Annotated in this window: 17 protein-coding genes and 1 pseudogene; 12 read left to right on the top strand and 6 right to left on the bottom strand. The window is 71.7% G+C overall.

Translation table 11 applies throughout. The features are described 5' to 3' along the window. The first annotated feature begins 82 nt into the window (after positions 1-82). Entirely contained in the window at positions 83-409 is a 327-nt protein-coding gene (locus tag HG542_RS29385; protein ID WP_171086729.1) for an antibiotic biosynthesis monooxygenase family protein, read from the top strand. Between the two features lie 156 nt (positions 410-565). Next, positions 566-1,612, top strand: coding sequence for an ArsR/SmtB family transcription factor (locus HG542_RS29380; RefSeq protein ID WP_171086727.1), 1,047 nt, complete (start codon positions 566-568; stop codon positions 1,610-1,612). Here HG542_RS29380 and HG542_RS29375 read toward each other — a convergent pair. Next, positions 1,551-2,507, bottom strand: coding sequence for an aldo/keto reductase (locus HG542_RS29375; RefSeq protein ID WP_171086725.1), 957 nt, complete (start codon positions 2,505-2,507; stop codon positions 1,551-1,553). The genes HG542_RS29380 and HG542_RS29375 overlap by 62 nt on opposite strands. A 53-nt stretch (positions 2,508-2,560) precedes the next feature. On the opposite strand from HG542_RS29375, the gene HG542_RS29370 reads away from it, so the two are divergent. Next, positions 2,561-3,088 carry a GNAT family N-acetyltransferase gene (locus tag HG542_RS29370; protein WP_171086778.1) on the top strand — a complete coding sequence of 176 codons (528 nt, stop codon included), beginning with the start codon at positions 2,561-2,563 and terminating at the stop codon, positions 3,086-3,088. Here HG542_RS29370 and HG542_RS29365 read toward each other — a convergent pair. Next, positions 3,070-5,163 (bottom strand): MDR family MFS transporter, encoded by a 2,094-nt coding sequence (locus HG542_RS29365; RefSeq protein ID WP_171086723.1) that lies wholly within the window; start codon positions 5,161-5,163, stop codon positions 3,070-3,072. The genes HG542_RS29370 and HG542_RS29365 overlap by 19 nt on opposite strands. Positions 5,164-5,415: 252 nt before the next feature. Between HG542_RS29365 and HG542_RS29360 the strand changes: the two genes are divergently transcribed. Next, positions 5,416-6,069: an HAD-IA family hydrolase gene (locus HG542_RS29360; protein ID WP_171086721.1), complete on the top strand. Its 654-nt coding sequence runs from the start codon at positions 5,416-5,418 to the stop codon at positions 6,067-6,069. A 155-nt stretch (positions 6,070-6,224) separates the two neighbouring features. On the opposite strand, the gene HG542_RS29355 is transcribed toward HG542_RS29360, so the two are convergent. Beyond that, on the bottom strand, positions 6,225-6,806 hold the full coding sequence (locus tag HG542_RS29355) for a TMEM165/GDT1 family protein (RefSeq protein ID WP_171086718.1): 582 nt from the start codon (positions 6,804-6,806) through the stop codon (positions 6,225-6,227). Positions 6,807-7,145: 339 nt separating this feature from the next. On the opposite strand from HG542_RS29355, the gene HG542_RS29350 reads away from it, so the two are divergent. Both HG542_RS29350 and HG542_RS29345 read left to right on the top strand, forming a co-directional pair. Further along, positions 7,146-7,643, top strand: coding sequence for a DoxX family protein (locus HG542_RS29350; RefSeq protein WP_171086716.1), 498 nt, complete (start codon positions 7,146-7,148; stop codon positions 7,641-7,643). Between the two features lie 203 nt (positions 7,644-7,846). Beyond that, positions 7,847-8,485 (top strand): DedA family protein, encoded by a 639-nt coding sequence (locus tag HG542_RS29345; RefSeq protein ID WP_190076297.1) that lies wholly within the window; start codon positions 7,847-7,849, stop codon positions 8,483-8,485. 100 nt (positions 8,486-8,585) lie between these two features. On the opposite strand, the gene snpA is transcribed toward HG542_RS29345, so the two are convergent. Continuing rightward, positions 8,586-9,260 (bottom strand): snapalysin, encoded by a 675-nt coding sequence (gene snpA, locus HG542_RS29340; RefSeq protein WP_171086712.1) that lies wholly within the window; start codon positions 9,258-9,260, stop codon positions 8,586-8,588. 228 nt (positions 9,261-9,488) lie between these two features. Between snpA and HG542_RS29335 the strand changes: the two genes are divergently transcribed. The 3 genes from HG542_RS29335 (at position 9,489) to HG542_RS29325 (ending at position 12,968) form a co-directional block, all read left to right on the top strand. Beyond that, entirely contained in the window at positions 9,489-10,460 is a 972-nt protein-coding gene (locus tag HG542_RS29335; protein ID WP_171086710.1) for a LysR family transcriptional regulator, read from the top strand. A gap of 129 nt (positions 10,461-10,589) precedes the next feature. Continuing rightward, on the top strand, positions 10,590-12,146 hold the full coding sequence (locus HG542_RS29330; protein ID WP_171086707.1) for an AMP-binding protein: 1,557 nt from the start codon (positions 10,590-10,592) through the stop codon (positions 12,144-12,146). A 144-nt stretch (positions 12,147-12,290) separates the two neighbouring features. Further along, positions 12,291-12,968, top strand: coding sequence for a VC0807 family protein (locus HG542_RS29325; RefSeq protein WP_171086705.1), 678 nt, complete (start codon positions 12,291-12,293; stop codon positions 12,966-12,968). A 138-nt stretch (positions 12,969-13,106) separates the two neighbouring features. On the opposite strand, the gene HG542_RS29320 is transcribed toward HG542_RS29325, so the two are convergent. Continuing rightward, positions 13,107-13,553: a hypothetical protein gene (locus HG542_RS29320; protein ID WP_171086703.1), complete on the bottom strand. Its 447-nt coding sequence runs from the start codon at positions 13,551-13,553 to the stop codon at positions 13,107-13,109. Between the two features lie 229 nt (positions 13,554-13,782). Between HG542_RS29320 and HG542_RS29315 the strand changes: the two genes are divergently transcribed. The 3 genes and pseudogenes from HG542_RS29315 (at position 13,783) to HG542_RS29305 (ending at position 15,642) form a co-directional block, all read left to right on the top strand. After that, entirely contained in the window at positions 13,783-14,601 is an 819-nt protein-coding gene (locus HG542_RS29315; RefSeq protein ID WP_171086701.1) for a class I SAM-dependent methyltransferase, read from the top strand. 119 nt (positions 14,602-14,720) lie between these two features. After that, positions 14,721-15,260, top strand: a pseudogene (locus HG542_RS29310) (RraA family protein); the annotation flags it as partial. A gap of 178 nt (positions 15,261-15,438) precedes the next feature. Next, on the top strand, positions 15,439-15,642 hold the full coding sequence (locus tag HG542_RS29305; protein WP_171086700.1) for a hypothetical protein: 204 nt from the start codon (positions 15,439-15,441) through the stop codon (positions 15,640-15,642). Here HG542_RS29305 and HG542_RS29300 read toward each other — a convergent pair. After that, positions 15,630-16,427 (bottom strand): DUF6585 family protein, encoded by a 798-nt coding sequence (locus HG542_RS29300; protein WP_171086698.1) that lies wholly within the window; start codon positions 16,425-16,427, stop codon positions 15,630-15,632. The genes HG542_RS29305 and HG542_RS29300 overlap by 13 nt on opposite strands. Positions 16,428-16,485: the final 58 nt, after the last annotated feature.

The raw sequence follows: 16,485 nt of genomic DNA, 5'->3' as shown, positions 1-16,485 counted from the left end.
AGTCCGCGGGTGGGGAGGCGGGTCATCCCCGGACACCGTGCCCCGCGGCGACCGCGCGAGACCCCTGGGGCAGGATGGCCCCATGAGCATCGTGAAGATCAACGCCCTGACCGTCCCGGCCGAGCAGCGCGAGGTCCTGGAGCAGCGCTTCGCCTCGCGGGCCGGTGTCGTGGAGAACTCCGACGGTTTCGAGTGGTTCGAACTGCTGCGCCCCCTGGAGGGCACCGACAAGTACCTCGTCTACACGCGCTGGCGCAGCGAGGAGGACTTCAAGGCGTGGATGGAGGGCCCGATGCGGTCGGCCCACCAGGGCGGCGGCGAGGGCGCCCCGAAGCAGCGGCCGGCTGCGGCGGACTCCACGCTGTGGTCGTTCGAGGTCGTGCAGCAGGCGGGGCCCAAGCAGGGCTGACGCAGTCCGCGTCCCGGCCGGTGTCCCCCGCCTCCACCCCCGTAAGAGGCGGGGAACCCCGCATCACCCCCCGCGCCCCAGAATTGCCGATCAGGCCACCCCTGTTGACCTGATTCGGCGTGGTCCGAATGTCCCGGACCCGGCCACAATCGATCCGTGGCCCTACGGATCCACTTCACGGCCGACGACCTCTCCCGCACCCGCCTGGCCGAGGGGCCCCGTCCCCTGGTCGAGCTCGGCATGATGACCTGGGCGAAGGGGCAGCCGGCCCGTGCCCGCCGCCTCGGGAGCCGGCGTGACGAACCGTTCGAACCGCTGTCGGCCCCGCTCCTGAGGCTCGTCGGCCGGCATCCCTGGAAGGGGCGCCTCCCCGCGTTCGTGCTGTCGCCCGTGGACTGCGGTCATCCCCGGGAGGCGCTGGAGCGGCTGCGCTCCACATCCCACATGCAGATCCGCAAGCACTTGGCGGACCTCACCCAGCAGCACTGGGTGCTCCGCCACGAAACGGGACCGGAGCCCCTGCACCAGTACTTCGACATGCTGGTGCGCATCCATGACCGGGACGAAGGCGCCGACTGGCCGCGCGTCGACTCGCTGGCGAGCGCCGATCGGGCGCTGCGGATCCAGCACTTGGCCACGGGCGGTGTCGAGAGCCTGCTGGCGGGCCTCGACCCGCTCCGTATCCGCTGGCGCCCTCCCGTGCTCGAGGTCGACTTCCACGTCGAGCTGGAAGTCCGACTCGGCGGTCGCGGGCTGCTGTTGGTCCCCACGCTGTACGGCGACAGACCGGTCGTGGGCGTGGACCCGTGCAGCGCGCAGCACTGGCTGACCTACCCGGTCCGCCACGGCGAGCACCCCACGGCCGCGCCCCGGCTCCCGGGCGCCGTACTGCCCCCGTCCCTGGCCGCGCTCCTCGGCCGGACGCGTGCCGCCGTGCTGTGCGCGATCGCCGCCCACCCGAACAGCAGCACCACCCAGCTCGCCGCCCGCACCGGCATCGCCCCGGCCAGCGCCAGCGAACACGCCTCCGTCCTGCGCTCGGCGGGGCTCACGGCCGCGGTGCGCCACCGCAACGCGATGCTGCACACGCCGACCTCCGCCGGCATCGGCCTGCTCGAAGCCGCCGCGGCGGACGACCGGTTCAGCAGGCGTCCTCCACCGCCGCAGGCGCCCCGCCCAGATCGGCGAGGTCCTGGGCGGTGAGGTCGAGAGCCGCTGCGGCGATGTTGTCGTGGAGGTGGCGGAGCCGCGTGGTGCTGGGGACGGGGATGACGTGCGGGCCCTGGGCGAGGGTCCAGGCGAGGGCGATCTGGGCGGGCGTCGCGGCGTGGCGGGCCGCGACCGTGCGGAGGACGGTGAGGATGCGCTCGTTGGCCGCGCGGGCGCGGCGCGTGAAGCGGGGGTGGCGGGCGCGGACGTCGCCGGGGGCGAAGTCCGTGCGCGGGGTGATGGTGCCGGTGAGGAAGCCGCGTCCCAGAGGTGCGTACGGGGCGAACACCGCGCCGTTGCGGGCGCACCAGCGGACGATGGGCATCGACTGCCGGGCCCACAGGGAGAGTTCGGACTGCACCGCCGCGACCGGGTGGATGCGGTGGGCCCGTTCGGCGTCGCGGACCCGGACGTCCGAGAGGCCGAGGTGGCCGATCTTGCCCTGCCGGACCAGTGCGGCCAGGGCGCCCCAGCTGTCCTCCAGCGGGACGTCCGGGTCGATGCGGTGGAGGTAGCAGAGGTCCACGGTGTCGGTGCGGAGCCGGCGCAGGCTCGCCTCCACGGCGGCGCGCAGCTGTGCGGGTCTGCCGTCGCGGTGCAGGGTCATGGCGGCCAGGTCGTCCACGACGAAGCCGGCCTTGGTGGCCAGGAACACCTCGTGGCGCCGGGCGGACAGGGCGCGGCCGATCAGGCTCTCGTTGTGGCCCTCGCCGTACACGCCCGCGGTGTCGAGGCAGGTGACGCCGCGGTCGACGGCGGTGTGCAGGAGGGCGGCGGCCTCGGTGTCGTCGAGGTCGGGGCGGGCGTACATCCAGGGGCTCAGCGCGGAGCAGCCCAGGCCGACGGCACCGAGCGGGCGTCCGGTGGGCGGGAAGGTCCTGGTTCTCATGCCCGTACCCCTCCCTCGCGCGGGCGCCGCGTGCGACGATCCTCGCCATGACCATGATCGCGAACTCGTCCTCCTGGACCGTCGCCCCGGAGCCCGTCGGCTCCGCCGGATCGGCCGCGCTGCTGCGCGAGTACCTCGTCGACGTCGCCGACCGCTGGTATCTGCTGCACCACGGCCGGCGGTGCACCCCGGAGGAGATCGAGCGGCACCTGGCCGAGGACCCCAGCGACGATCTCGTCCCGCCGCAGGGCGTGTTCCTGGTGGGCCGGTACGACGGCGGGCCGGCCGGCTGCGTGGGGGTGCGGCGGCTGGACGCGCGAACGGCCGAGGTGAAGCGGATGTTCGTCCGGCCCGCGCAGCGCGGGCGGGGCGGCGGGCCCGTCCTGCTGGGCGCGGCCGAGGAGTTGGCCCGCTCCTGGGGCGCGGAGCGCATGGTGCTGGACACCCGGCTGGACCTGGTGGAGGCGCGGGCGCTGTACGCGCGCCAGGACTTCCGCGAGACGCCCGCCCACAACGACGGCGCATACGCGGAGGTCTGGATGACCAAGCGGCTGGAGGGAGTTCATGGCCGCGCGTCGTGATCCCGCCTGGACTCGCCGCCGTTGCGCGGCTGTTCCGCGTCGGAGCCGCACAGTTCGGCGCTGAGTTCGCGGACGAGCACATTGAGGTCGGTGGGCCGGTCCGGCGTCCACCAGTCGCCGAGCAGTTCGGCGAGTGACTCCTTGCGCGCGTCGAAGAGCAGTCCGGCCTGCCGCTTCCCCTCCTCGGTGAGCACGAGCAGCACGCCCTCGCGCCGCACCAGTTCGCGTATCTCCAGCTGGCGCCCGGCCTCGGTGACCACACGCAGCGGGATGCCCGCGCGTTCGGCGAGCAGCGACGGTTCGGCGGAGCCGTAGCGGTTGATGCGCAGCAGCATCCAGCTCGCGGCGGGCAGCAGGTCGAGCCCGGCGCGTTCGGTGATCTTCTCGTAGACCTGCCTGCGGCCCTCGCGGCTGCCGAGCAGCGACAGCATGCGGGCGGCCTCGTCGTGCGAGGAACGCTGGACGGGGTTGCTGGAGACGACCTCGCCGGCCTCCGGCGCGGTGACGGCGCTGCGCAGCGGCTCCTCCCGGAGCAGCCAGGCGAAGGCGAAGGCGAGGAGGGCGGGGGGCACGGCGTAGACGAAGACATCGGTGATCGACTGGGAGTAGGCGCCGAGGACGCTCGCGCGCTCCGCGGCCGGCAGCCGGCCCACGGCCCGCGGGTCGGCCGCCAGGGCGCCGGGGGTGAGCCCGGGCGGCAGGGCGGCCCCGGCGAGGGCCGCGGCGATCCGGGGGCCGAGCTTGTTGGAGAAGATCGTGCCGAAGACCGAGACGCCGAACGAGGCGCCGATGGAGCGGAAGAAGGTGGCGCCGGAGGTGGCGACGCCCAGGTTCGCGTAGTCGACGGAGTTCTGCACGACGAGCACGAGCACCTGCATGACGAGGCCGAGCCCGAAGCCGAAGACGAAGAAGTAGACGCTCATCTCGCCCGTCCCGGTGGCGGGTTCGAGCTGGTGCAGCAGGAGCAGGCCGATCGTCATCACGCCGGTGCCGGCGATGGGGAAGACGCGGTAGCGGCCGGTGCGGCTGACGATCTGGCCGGAGCCGGTGGAGGCGATGAGCATGCCGGCCACCATCGGCAGCATGTGCACGCCGGACAGGGTCGGCGAGACGCCGTGGACGACCTGCAGGAAGGTCGGCAGGTAGGTCATCGAGCCGAACATCGCGAAGCCGACGATGAAGCCGATGACCGAGCAGAGCACGAAGGTGCGGTTGCGGAACAGGCCCAGCGGCAGGACGGGTTCGGCCGCGCGCCGCTCGACGAGCACGAAGGGGACGAGCAGGGCCACGCCGAGCACACCGAGGAACACGATCTGCCAGGACGACCAGGCCCAGGTGGTGCCGCCGAGCGAGGTCATCAGCACCAGGCAGACGGCGACGGCCGCGATGAGGAAGGTGCCGAGGTAGTCGATGCGGTGCGGGGTGCGGTGGACGGGGATGTGCAGCACGGCGGCGATGACGGCGAGCGCGACGGCGCCGACCGGCAGGTTGACGTAGAACACCCAGCGCCAGCTGAGGTGGTCCACGAACAGCCCGCCGAGCAGCGGCCCGAGCACGCTCGTACCGCCGAAGACCGCACCGAACAGGCCCTGGTAGCGGCCGCGGTCGCGGGGCGGCACGATGTCGCCGACGATCGCCATCGACAGCACGATCAGCCCGCCGCCGCCCAGGCCCTGCAGGGCGCGGAAGCCGATCAGCTCCAGCATGTTCTGCGCGGCCCCGCACAGGGCGGAGCCGACGAGGAAGATGACGATGGCGGTCTGGAAGAGCTTCTTGCGCCCGTACTGGTCGCCGAGCTTGCCCCACAGCGGGGTCGCGGCGGTGGAGGCGAGCAGATAGGCCGTGACCACCCACGACAGGTGCTCCAGCCCGCCGAGGTCGCTGACGATCGTGGGCAGCGCGGTGGAGACGATGGTCTGGTCGAGCGCCGCCAGCAGCATGCCCAGCAGCAGGGCGCCGATGGCGACCGGCACGCTGCGCTGCACATGACCCGCGCCGGGCACGGCCCCGGGGGCGGTGGCCGCGGCGGGGCCGGGGGCGGATTCGGGCGGGAGTGCGGGTTTGTCCTGCGCCATGGGAACTCCCCTCCGTTGAGCGGCCGGGGTCGGGGTTCCGTCAAGCTCCATCGTGAGCCGGAAGTGCCCGTACGGCCTGCCGGGACACCCGTTCGGGCGGCTCCGGAAAGGGCCCTCGCAGCGGCTGCGACCTGGGGCATTGGCGTTTCTGGCGGTGCTTTTTGTATGTTTGAGAAACAAAGTGGCCCCGCCCGCACTCCCTGACCGGCGGACGGGGCCGCTTGTCTTTCTCCCGCGCTCTGGAGTCCTCGGATGACCATCACGCTCACCGCCCGCGCACTGCTGCTGGACATGGACGGGACCATCGTCAACTCCGACGCCGTCGTCGAGCGCTGCTGGCGCCGCTGGGCCGGGGAACACGGTCTGGACGCCGACGAGGTCATGAAGGTCGTCCACGGCCGCCAGGGCTACGCGACCATGGCCGTCCTGCTGCCGGACCGCCCCATGGAGCTCAACCACGCCGACAACCGGCGCATGCTGGAGGCCGAGACGGCCGACGTCGACGGCGTCGTGCCGGTGGCGGGTGCGCCCGCCTTCATGGCCGCCCTCGCCGGTCTCCCGCACGCCCTGGTCACGTCCGCGGACAGCGGCCTGGCGCAGGCGCGGATGGGGGCGGCGGGCCTGCCGATGCCGGGTGTCCGCGTCACCGCGGAGTCCGTGAGCGCCAGCAAGCCGGACCCCGAGGGCTTCCTGAAGGGGGCCGCCGAGCTGGGCTTCGCCCCTGGGGAGTGCGTGGCCTTCGAGGACTCGGAGGCCGGGATCGCTGCCGCTCGGGCTGCCGGGATGCGAGTCGTGGGCATCGGTCCGCGCGCTGCCGCGCATGCGCCGGACGTGGCCGTGGCCGACCTCACGCAGGTGGGCGTCGCCCGCGGGGCGGACGGCGAGATCGTGCTGACGGTCGGCTGATCAGGCTTCCCCGTCCGCCTGCTCGACGGTCCGCGCACAGCGAACCCCCTCCGGGGGTTCGGGACCGACGAGCGGGTGGGCGGGGATTCTTTTTCCGCTGCGGGCCGGTTGTGGCCGGTCGCGCAGTTCCCCGCGCCCCTTACGGGGCGCCTCGCCTAGGCCGCCACCGCCTCGTACAGGCTGAAGCCCGCCAGGGCCAGCATCACCAGGGCCGCCACCTTCGTGATCAGTGACAGCGGTACGTACCGCATCAGCGCCTTGCCGCCCACGATGCCCGCGCCGGCGACCGCCCACAGGCCCAGGGTCGCGCCCACGCCCACCGAGACCGGGTCGTTGTAGCGCGCCGCCAGGTTGGCCGTCATGATCTGCGTGAGGTCGCCGAACTCCGCGACCAGGATCAGCATGAAGCCCGCCCCGGACACCTTCCAGAAGGACTGGTCCGCAGGCTTCCTGATCTCCTCCTCGTCGTCGTCCTTCTTCAGCAGCAGCACGGCGGCGCCCGCCAGGAACGCCACCCCGACGACGGCCTGGAGCAACCGCTGCGGCAGCAGCGTCAGCAGGCTGCCCGCCGCGACGGCCAGGGCCACATGCACGGCGAAGGCGGCCGCGACGCCGACGAAGACATACGAGGCCCGGTAGCGCGTACCGAGCATCAGGGACGCCAGGGCGGTTTTGTCGGGAAGTTCGGCCAGGAAGATCACGCCGAAGACCAGCGCGGCGACGGTGAAGCTGAACACAGGAGCGGTTTCCTCGAGTCGGAGGGGCGACGCTGTCGTACCGCACCGACGAGTTCAGGGGTCGCTTCGGCACGGCAGCGTCGTGGACGGACACTGCTGCCGAAGGTCTCGCTGGCCGGGCCTGCACAGCGCAAGCGACCGGCCTCCGGGCGCCGGCCGGGCACGAGGCCCGGCAGTATGTCGACGTTCCGGCGAAGAGCTACTCCCCTTCTGCTCCCCTCAGGGTACGCGACGCGGCGCCGGTGCCGAAAATCAAGAACTTGAACTTGCAAGCACTCTTAGGCGCCCCTAACCTGAAGTACTCCGCTTTCCGTCCCCGTCGCACGAGGAGCACCGCTCATGCCCCCCACACCGACCCCCACCACCCCGGCCGCCACCACCAGCGCCGCAGCCACCGCCCCCGCGCCCGACTCGCTCGCCGGACGCCTCGACGCGGCCCGCCCGTACGTCCTGTCGCTGTTCCGCATCGTCGTCGGCCTGCTCTTCGCCACCCACGGCGCCGCCTCGCTCTTCGGCATCCTGGGCGGCGCGGCCGGCACCCACGGCGGCACGATCCCGGCGGGCACCTGGCCCGGCTGGTACGCGGCGGTCATCCAGCTCGTGGCCGGCGTCCTCGTCCTGTTCGGTGCCGGCACCCGCACCGCGGCGCTGATCGCCTCCGGTTCCATGGCCTACGCGTACTTCAACGTGCACCAGAAGGTGGCCCTGTGGCCGATCCAGAACGGCGGCGAGGCGTCCGCGATGTTCTGCTGGGCCTTCCTGCTGCTGGTCTTCACCGGCCCCGGTGCGTTCGCTCTGGACCGCCTCTTCGGCCGCTCCGCGCGCAACTCCGCCTGACGGCCGCCCCGGCCGGGGCGCAGTGCGCTCAACTGATGTGATGCGCACGACCGATGTGCACCTTCGGGCGCGGGATGCGAAGAACATCACGCGTCCCGCGCACATCTCCCGTTTCCTTCAGGCGTACGCTGTACGGTTGTGAAGGCCGCCCCTGCCGCTCCCCTGCGACGTCGCGGCGGGGGACCGTACCGGGAGATCAGGACGTGCTGGAGCAGTTGGGGGCCTTGGCCGACACACCATGGATATACGTGATCGTCGGGCTGTCCGTCCTCCTGGACGTCTTCCTGCCGGTGCTGCCGAGCGGGGTCCTGGTGATCACCGCCGCCACCACGGCCGCGGGTTCCGCCGCCGGTGCGGTGGGTGACGCGGCCCACGGGCACGCCGACTTCCCCAACATGTTCGCGCTCATCGCCTGCGCGGCCACCGCGTCCGTCCTCGGCGACATGGTCGCCTACCGCCTCGCCTGGCGCGGCGGCGACCGCTTCGACCGCGCCATCGCCCGTTCCCGCCGCCTCACCGCGGCCCAGGCCAAGCTGGGCACGGCCCTGTTGCGCGGCGGCGGACCGCTCGTCGTGCTGGCCCGCTTCGCACCCGCCGGCCGCTCGGTGGTCAGCCTCGGTGCGGGCGTGATGCACCGCAGGGTGACCGAGTTCCTTCCGTGGTCCGCACTGGCGGGTGTGACCTGGGCCGCATACAGCGTGAGCCTGGGCTACTTCGGCGGCATGTGGCTCGGCGCGACCTGGCTCGGCACGGCGGTCTCGGTCCTGGCGCTGTTCGCGGCGGGGGCGGGGGCGGTGTACCTGATGAAGCGCCCGGAGGAACCGGAAGCGCAGCCGCAGTGACCCCACGCGACAACGGCCGGCGGGCCGGCTCCGATCGACGGAGCCGGCCCGCTGTCGTATCACGCGTGCGCGCTCAAGGGCCGTCCCAAGAGCCGCCCGTTCACCGGACCTTGGTGAACACGTCCCGGTCGAGGGACTTCAGCCCGTTCGCCCAGAGCTGGTTCACGCGGCTGCGCTCGGCGGCGTTCGGGTACGGGTTCGTACAGGACGGGCCGGGGCCGCCGCCGGACATCAGCTCGCTGCACGGGCCCGAGTAGTGGTCCGGCAGGCCGAGGACGTGACCGGTCTCGTGCGCGGTGACACGGGTCGAGTCGTACTCCTGGTTCTGCTGGTAGTCCAGGAAGACATACCCGCGGCCGTGGCCGTCGGTGCTGGCGTAGGAGCCGCGCGAGTCGTTGCCCTCGTAGTAGTTGAAGTCGGCGTTGCCGCCCGCTCTCAGCTGGACGTTGCGGACGGAACTGTTCCAGATCTGCGCCGCGTTGGCTATCTCGTTCTGGAAACTCGGCGCCTGGCTGGGGTCGTAGGTCACCGTCACGGTGCGCAGGCCGGGCGACGCGGCCTGCTTGGCCTTCGCGGACTTCATCACGGCCTCGAAGAACGCCTTCGTGTCGGCCTGTTCGCGGGCCGAGCCGACGTACGCGGCCCGCGAGGACGCCGTGGACTTCGCCGATGCGGCCGGCTGTGCCGTGGTCGCCGCCGAGGCGGGCACGGCCGTCATGGCGGCCGCCAGACCCAGTCCGAGGGCGGCGGAGAGCACTGCAGTGGAGCGGTTCATGTGGGGGACTCCATTCGTGCCGAGAACCCCGGGCCGCACGGGGTGGGCCGGCGACCGGAGTTCAACGGGTGAACGCTTGTTCCCCTTGAGTCTGTGACGCGTTAACGCCGGTGCGGATGATGCCAATTGGGCATAGCACCGCCCCATCACCTAACCTTCGCGCTCCGTAGTCGCATCACCTCTGTTATGTGTCTGGTGTGACGTACGAGGCGAAGTTATGCTCCCTGCGTGGAGCTTGAGGTCAGGCACCTCCGTGCACTTTGCGCCATCGCCGACACCGGCAGCGTCCGCAAGGCCGCCCTGCAGCTGGGCATGACCCAGCCCTCGCTCACCACCCAGCTCCACCGCATCGAAAGCTGCATCGGCGGGCTGCTGTTCACCCGCGGCCGGACCGGCAGCCGCCCCACTCCCCTGGGCCACTCCGTCCTCGCCCGCGCCCGCCCCATCATCGCCGAGATGAGCGCCCTGGTGACCGCCGCCAGGGACGCGGCCCTCGGCATCGGCGGCGCACGGTTACGCATCGGCAGCATCGGCAGCCGCGCGGTGACCGGTTGGCTGCACCGCATCCACCGGCGGCTGCCGGAGACGGACACCACGATCCACATCGACGTCTCCTCCGGCGTGCTGCTGCAGCTGCTGGCGACGAACCAGCTCGACGTCGCGCTGGTCCACGAGACGACCGGCTTCCCCCTGCCCGTCCCGGCCGGGGTCGAGCGCCGCGTGCTCATCGCCTGCGAGCCGCGCTTCGTCGCCCTCTCCGCCGGACACCCGGCGGCCGCGCGCCCGGTGGTGCCGCTGGGCGAACTCGCCGGCGACGACTGGATCACCGACCCGGCGGCCGACGACGAGGCGACGGCCCTGCACCGCGCGTTCACGGCCGCCGGCACGGCCCCCCGCATCCTCCACGTCCGCGACACCACGACGGCGGCCGAACTGGTCGCCTCCGGCGAGGCGGTGCGCTGCTGCCAGCCGACGGCGGCACCGGAGGCCGGAACGGTCGTCCGCCCGCTGCTCGGCGACCCGTTGACGGCGCAGCTGTCACTGGCGTCGCGGCGCGGTGCGCTGCCGATGCGCGAACTCGACGCCCTGTTCGGCGACCTGATGGAGGCGTACGCGGAGGCGGCAGAGCGGAACGAGACATACCGCTTATGGCTGCGGGAGCAGGGTGGCGGCCTGCTCCCGCTGCCGACGGGACGGTGAGGCGCTCCCGGCCGCCACATTTCCGACGAGTTTCCGGAGCTTTCACGACAAGTTACGCACCAGGGTTGCTCAAGCCGAAACAGTCACGACAGTCTGGTTGCCTAGAGCAACCTCACTGGAGGATCCGCAATGCCCAGCACGAGCACCGGCGGGGACACCGCGCCGGCCTTCCGCACCTACGTCGAGGAGAACCTGGACGCCCTCGGCTCCGACCCCGGCCGCGAGGCCCTGATCCACGGGGACCGGCGCGTCACCGCGGGCGAAATCCGCGACCTCGTCTACCGCATGACCCGGGCCCTCGTGGCCCAGGGCCTGCGCCGCGGGCACACGGTCACCCTGCTGAGCGGCAACCTGCCCGAGATCATCGCCGCGCGCTACGCGGCCAACCTGCTCGGCTGCAAGGTCAACCACCTCTACAACAAGCTGTCCGCCGACGTCCAGGCCACCATCGTCCGCGACGTCGAGACGCACACCCTGATCGTCGACCCGCGCCTGGCCGCACGGGCCGCCGAGGTCACGGCCCTGGCCCCGGTGAAGTCCGTGCTCGTCCTCGGCCCTTCGGACGCGGGCACCGACCTGCTGGAGCTGGCCGCCCGCGAATCCGCCGAGCCGTTCCCCAACCAGGCGCACCCCGGCGACGTGTGCACCATCCGGCACACCGGCGGAACGACCGGCCACCCCAAGGGCATCTGCAGCACGTTCGGGCAGAACCCGTTCCGCGCGATGGAGCACAACGCCGACGTCCGCCTGCTCGTCTGCACCACCCTCGCCCACGCCGCCGGGCACATGGCCGACGCCACCCTGCGCGAGGGCGGCGTCGTCGTCCTGCTGGAGGACTTCGACCCCGCGGCCGTCCTCGCCGCCATCGAGCGCGAGCGCATCACGGACCTCTTCCTGCTGCCGCCGCTGCTCTACCAGCTGATGGACCACCCGGACGCCGACCGCACCGACACCTCCAGCCTCCGCTGCATCGCCTACGGCGGCTGCCAGTCCTCCCCGGCCCGCATCGCGGACGCGGTGCGCCGCTTCGGCCCCGTACTGCTGCAGTTCTACGGGCAGAACGAGGCCGGCGGCATCAGCATCCTCACCGCCGAGGACCACGACCTGGACCACCCGCGCCACCTGCAGCGCCTGCGCTCCGCGGGCAAGCCGCTGGAGGGCGTCGAGGTCGCGATCCGCGACGAGGACGGCCGCGACCTGCCGGCCGGCGAGCACGGCGAGATATGCATCCGCTCGGAGCGGCTCATGCAGGGCTACTGGAAGCAGCCCGAACTGACCGCCGAGGTGCTGCGGGACGGCTGGCTGCACACCGGCGACATCGGGTTCGTCGACGAGGAGGGCTACATCACCGTCGTCGACCGCCTCAAGGACATGATCGTCGTGGTCGGCGGCCATGTGTACACCAGCGAACTGGAGGACGTCCTCAACTCCCACCCGGAGGTGCTCCAGAGCGCGGTCTTCGGCGTCCGCGACGCCGACCGCATGGAGCAGGTCCACGCCGTGGTCGTCCCGGTACCGGGCAGCGGTGTCGACGCGGAGCAGCTGCGCGCGCTGGTCCAGGAGGAGCGGGGCGCGATGTACGTGCCCGCGAGCATCGTCTTCACGGAGGCGCTGCCGCTGACGGACGCGGGCAAGCCGGACAAGAAGCGGCTGCGGCAGGAGGCGGAAGCGGCCGCGTCGGCCTGAGTCCTCACGGCAGCCCCCGAGTCGCCGAACCTCTCGTGGAGGCCGGTACGCGTACCCCCCCCGGCGGCCGGGGGAAGTACGCGTACCTGGCCGGAATTGGCTATTGTCCAGCCGACACTCGTTCAAGATCATCGGGGGAATTCCGTGTCGGAGCAGGCGCCTGCCCGCAAGGGCAGAACCGCAGCAATCGGCTGGGCGCTGACCATCGCCTTCAACATCGTTGCGCCGATCATGACGTACAACCACCTGACCTCGGCCGGATACGGCGAGGTCACCGCACTTCTCGCCTCCGCCGCGTGGCCGGTCGTGGACATCGGCGTCCATCTGGCCTGGCATCGCCGGGTGGATGAATTCGCGGTCATCAGCCTGGTGTTCATGGCGCTGACCATCGTGGTCACTCTGGCCGGTCCGCAGTCGGCCCGGCTGCTCCTGGTCAAGGACTCGCTCGTCACCGGGATCTTCGGAATCGCCTGCCTGGCCTCCCTGGCCGCCCCGCGCCCGATGATGTTCTATTTCGGCCGCAAATTCGCCACCGACGGCACACCGGCCGCCATCTCCTGGTGGAACGGCCTGTGGCAGTACGAGGGGTTCCGCTGCGTACAGCGGAACCTCACCATCGGCTGGGGACTGGCCTACGTCGCCGAGGCGGCATTGCGCATCGCCCTGTCCTATGCCCTCGACACGGCCTCGATGGTGACGCTGAACTCGGTGCTGTCGTACGCCGTCACCGGCGCACTGATCTTCTGGACGATCACCTACGCGCGCCGCTCCCGGCCGAAGGCCGCCGCTGCGGCGCCCGTCGCCGAGCCGACGGCCGGCTGAGCGGTACGCCGCACACCGGGGCTGCCCACGGCGTATGCCCGCCGGAGGCAGGCCTCCTGCCCGCCGGTCGCCGCGACCGGCGGGCAGGCCACTTGATACGTGCCACGTGCTAAGAGCTACGAGCTACGAGCTACGCGCTCACTCCCCGTCGAGAGGACGGATGAACTCGAGCGTCCAGGTCTCCTGGAAGTCGGGCTTGGGCGGCACCAGTTCGATCTGCGAACCGCGGTATCCCGCGCGCAGGGCGAGGCCCTTGTCCGACAGGATCTTGACCCCGCCGAGGACCGTTTCGAACGTGAACTTCGCCCATTCCTCGCGTGGCACGTTGTTCACCCAGAGCTTGTCCTCGGCGAGGACGATCCCGGCCTGCTCCTGCAGGGCGAGCCGGATGACATACGGGGAGCCCGGCACGGGCTGGGCCGGCTCGATGACCCATTCCTGCTCGATCGGCAGCGGGTTGGCGCGGTCGGTGATGATGGGCGCACCGTACTTGACGGCGTGCTCCGTGGCCGTCACCTGGGCGCCGGGGCCGATGATGTGGGCGTGGATCCGGTAGACACCGGGCTTTACCGGGATGGGAGGCATGCGCGCGACTTCCTCTCACTCGGTTCGGTCGGCGGCGGGACGCCGCCGACCCGCACACCACCATCGGGGCTGCGCCCGGCGCGGAGAAGGGCCGGATGCCGCCAAGTCCGATACGGCGGGGACTGCTCGTCCGCAAGTGCGAATCGGGTGCACGGGGGTGCGCATTCGCCTGCGCGGGTGTACGTGCGCGGGTGCCGCGCTCCCGTGGGGCACGCCCTAAGGTGCCCTCATGAGCGAGGAGTCGACACCGCAGAGCGAGCAGCCGGGCGAGTGGCGGCGCCGCAGCCGCAGTTTCGGCGAGGTCGCCGAGACGTACGACGCTGCGCGTCTCGCCTACCCGGACCAACTCGTCGACGACATCCTGGTGTTCGCGGACCTGCGCGGGGCGCCCGCCCTGGAGGTCGGCGCGGGGACCGGCAAGGCCGCGCTGGCCTTCGCCGCCCGCGGCGTACCGCTGACGTGCATCGAGCCGGACCCGCGCATGGCGGAACTGCTGAAACGCAAGTGCGCGGGGGCGCCGGTGACGGTCGTGGCCGAAGAGTTCGAGACCTGGCAGCCGGACCGCCGTTACGGCCTCCTGTACTCCGCGCAGGCGTGGCACTGGATCGCCCCGGAACTGCGCTGGGCACGGGCCGGTGAGGCGCTGGAGCGGGGCGGGACAATCGCCTTGTTCTGGACGGACTGGCATGTGAAGGACACCGCCCTCCGGGCCGAACTGACCGCTGCCCACGAGCGGCAGCACTTCGCGCAGAGGTTCCCGGACGAATTCGTCTGCTCCCGCACGGACGGCCCCGACTCCTGGGTCCGGCAGGAACTGGCGGCGGAGGACGGTTTCGTGGACGTGGAGGAGCGGACGTACACATCGGCACACGAGCACTCCACCGGGGGTTTCGTGGACCTGCTGTCCTCGCACTCCGCGTACCGCATCATGCCGCCCGGAACACGGGAGGCGCTGTTCGCGGAGGTGACGTCGCTGGTGGATGCGCAGGGCGGCAGGGTGGGGCTGGGCGCGACGACGCGCCTGTTCCTGGCGCGGACGGGGGGTTAGGGGGGTGTCCGGCGACGCACATCTTCACGACACGCCGGTGTGGGTGAGGACTTGCGCCCGCATTTACGTGTTCAAGTGATCGGGCCGGCTGCTAGTTTGCACGGGCACCGGAAGGAAGCATCCGCCCGCTGTGGCCGTCACCGCAGCGCGTCGCCGGACCGGCGTTCACCGTGCGGTGCCCTCGCGGCGACAACCTCATGCTGCACGCGGCCATCCACCGCGCGGAGCCCGGCTCGGTCATCGTCGTCGAGTCGGGGGACATGGACTACGCGCTGGCCGGCGGCAATGTGTGCGCCGTTGCGCAGCGCCGGGGAATTGCGGCGTTCGTGGCCGACGGGGTGATCCGCGACCTCGCGGAGGTCCGGGCGATGGGCTTCCCCGTCTTCGCGAGGGGCGTCATCCCGATCCCGGGCACGAAGGCAGCCGTGGAGCCGTTCAACGTGCCGGTGCGGTGCGGCGGGGTGCGGGTGCACGCCGGGGACGTTGTCGTGGCGGACGAGGAGGGCGTGGTGGTCGTGCCGCGCGACCGCCGGGAGCAGGTACTCCTGGACGCCAGGGCGAAGTTGGCGAAGGAGGCCGCGGAGTCCCTGGACGTGTGGGAGGCGGCGCACCGTGCCCGTATCGACGGCATCCTGCGGGCGAACGGCTTCGAGGGCTGAATTCGCTGGACTCGTCGCCCCCGGGCACGACAGGTTTCTCGCATGCCTTTCATACGCGCCACGATCGGGCACAAGAACGCTTCCCCCGGGCGATGCCCGCGAGCTGTGGGCGAGGAGGCTGAACGCCACACTCAAGGTCGGCCTGCACTTCGATGTCGTCCAACTGCCTTCCGGCGTCGTGGAACGCGGCATCCACGGCGTCCGGGGCCGGGCCGCCATCGACACCCACTTCCGTACGGTCGGAATCACCAGCGCCGTCATCGCCTCCCGGACCCTGACCCGGTACAGCCTGCTCGTATCGCCGGGCACCTTCCGGGACTGGGCGGTGCCCGGCATCACGTGCCGGGAGCGGCGGAGCCGGCAGCGTGATCAGGTGCTGTGACGGAGGCGGTCCGCGAGGGCGCGGAAGACGAAGAAGTTCGGGATCAGACGTACGGACGTGGTCGTGAGGCTGCTCCAGCGGCCGGCGACGCGCAGCTTCACGTAGCCGTCCTTCACCGTGATCTCCTCGACCTGCTGCCACGGCACCGACTTGCCGCCGGAGCCGATTCCCGAGGCCGTCATCCACAGAGGGCCGAAGTCGAGCCGTTGCCCGGCGGCGAGCTGGGCGAGGGCCTGGGGGAAGCGTGCGACGGTGACGGCTCGTTGGATGGCCGGTCCCCATTCGTGGGGGTCGGCGAAGCCGCCGCGGAGGATGACGCGTTCACCTGTCGTGTCGGTCACCGTGTAGGCGTAACTGATCCTGGTGGTCATGCCGTTGTAGGTGTGCCGGGTGATGTCCTGCAGAACGTCGGTATCGGTGTAGCGGACCGCCCGGACGTGGCCGCGGTGGGCGATCGTGAGTCCCCGCTCGTACAGGTCCAGCCGCGACCCTTCGTTGCGGTCGGACACGCGGCCGTACCGCGCCATCGCTATCAGGCACACCACGAGCGGGCCGCCCAAGATGATCAACAGGGCGGGGTGGCCGGTCACGACACAGAGCACGGCCAGAGCCGCGAGGACCGCGGCGGCGACCCTGACCCGGCCCAGGTGCTGGCGCTGCGCCGGAGCGATCGACGGGTAGGCGGCCCGGTGTTCTCCGAGCCCTTCCCGTCCCGCCAGCTCATGGATCGCCCGTCCGTATGCGTCCTGGCCGGATGCGGCCTGTTCCCCCGGCGAGTCTGCCATGTCCCCCGTACCTCTGTGCGGCAGGCGAGGGCCCGCCATGGGCGGCAACAGGCCTGCG

The organism is Streptomyces morookaense (assembly GCF_013030945.1).
GTDB classification, from domain to species: Bacteria; Actinomycetota; Actinomycetes; order Streptomycetales; family Streptomycetaceae; genus Streptomyces; species Streptomyces morookaensis.
Note: the sequence above shows the minus strand (reverse complement) of the source record. Positions and strands in the feature narration are given on the sequence as shown.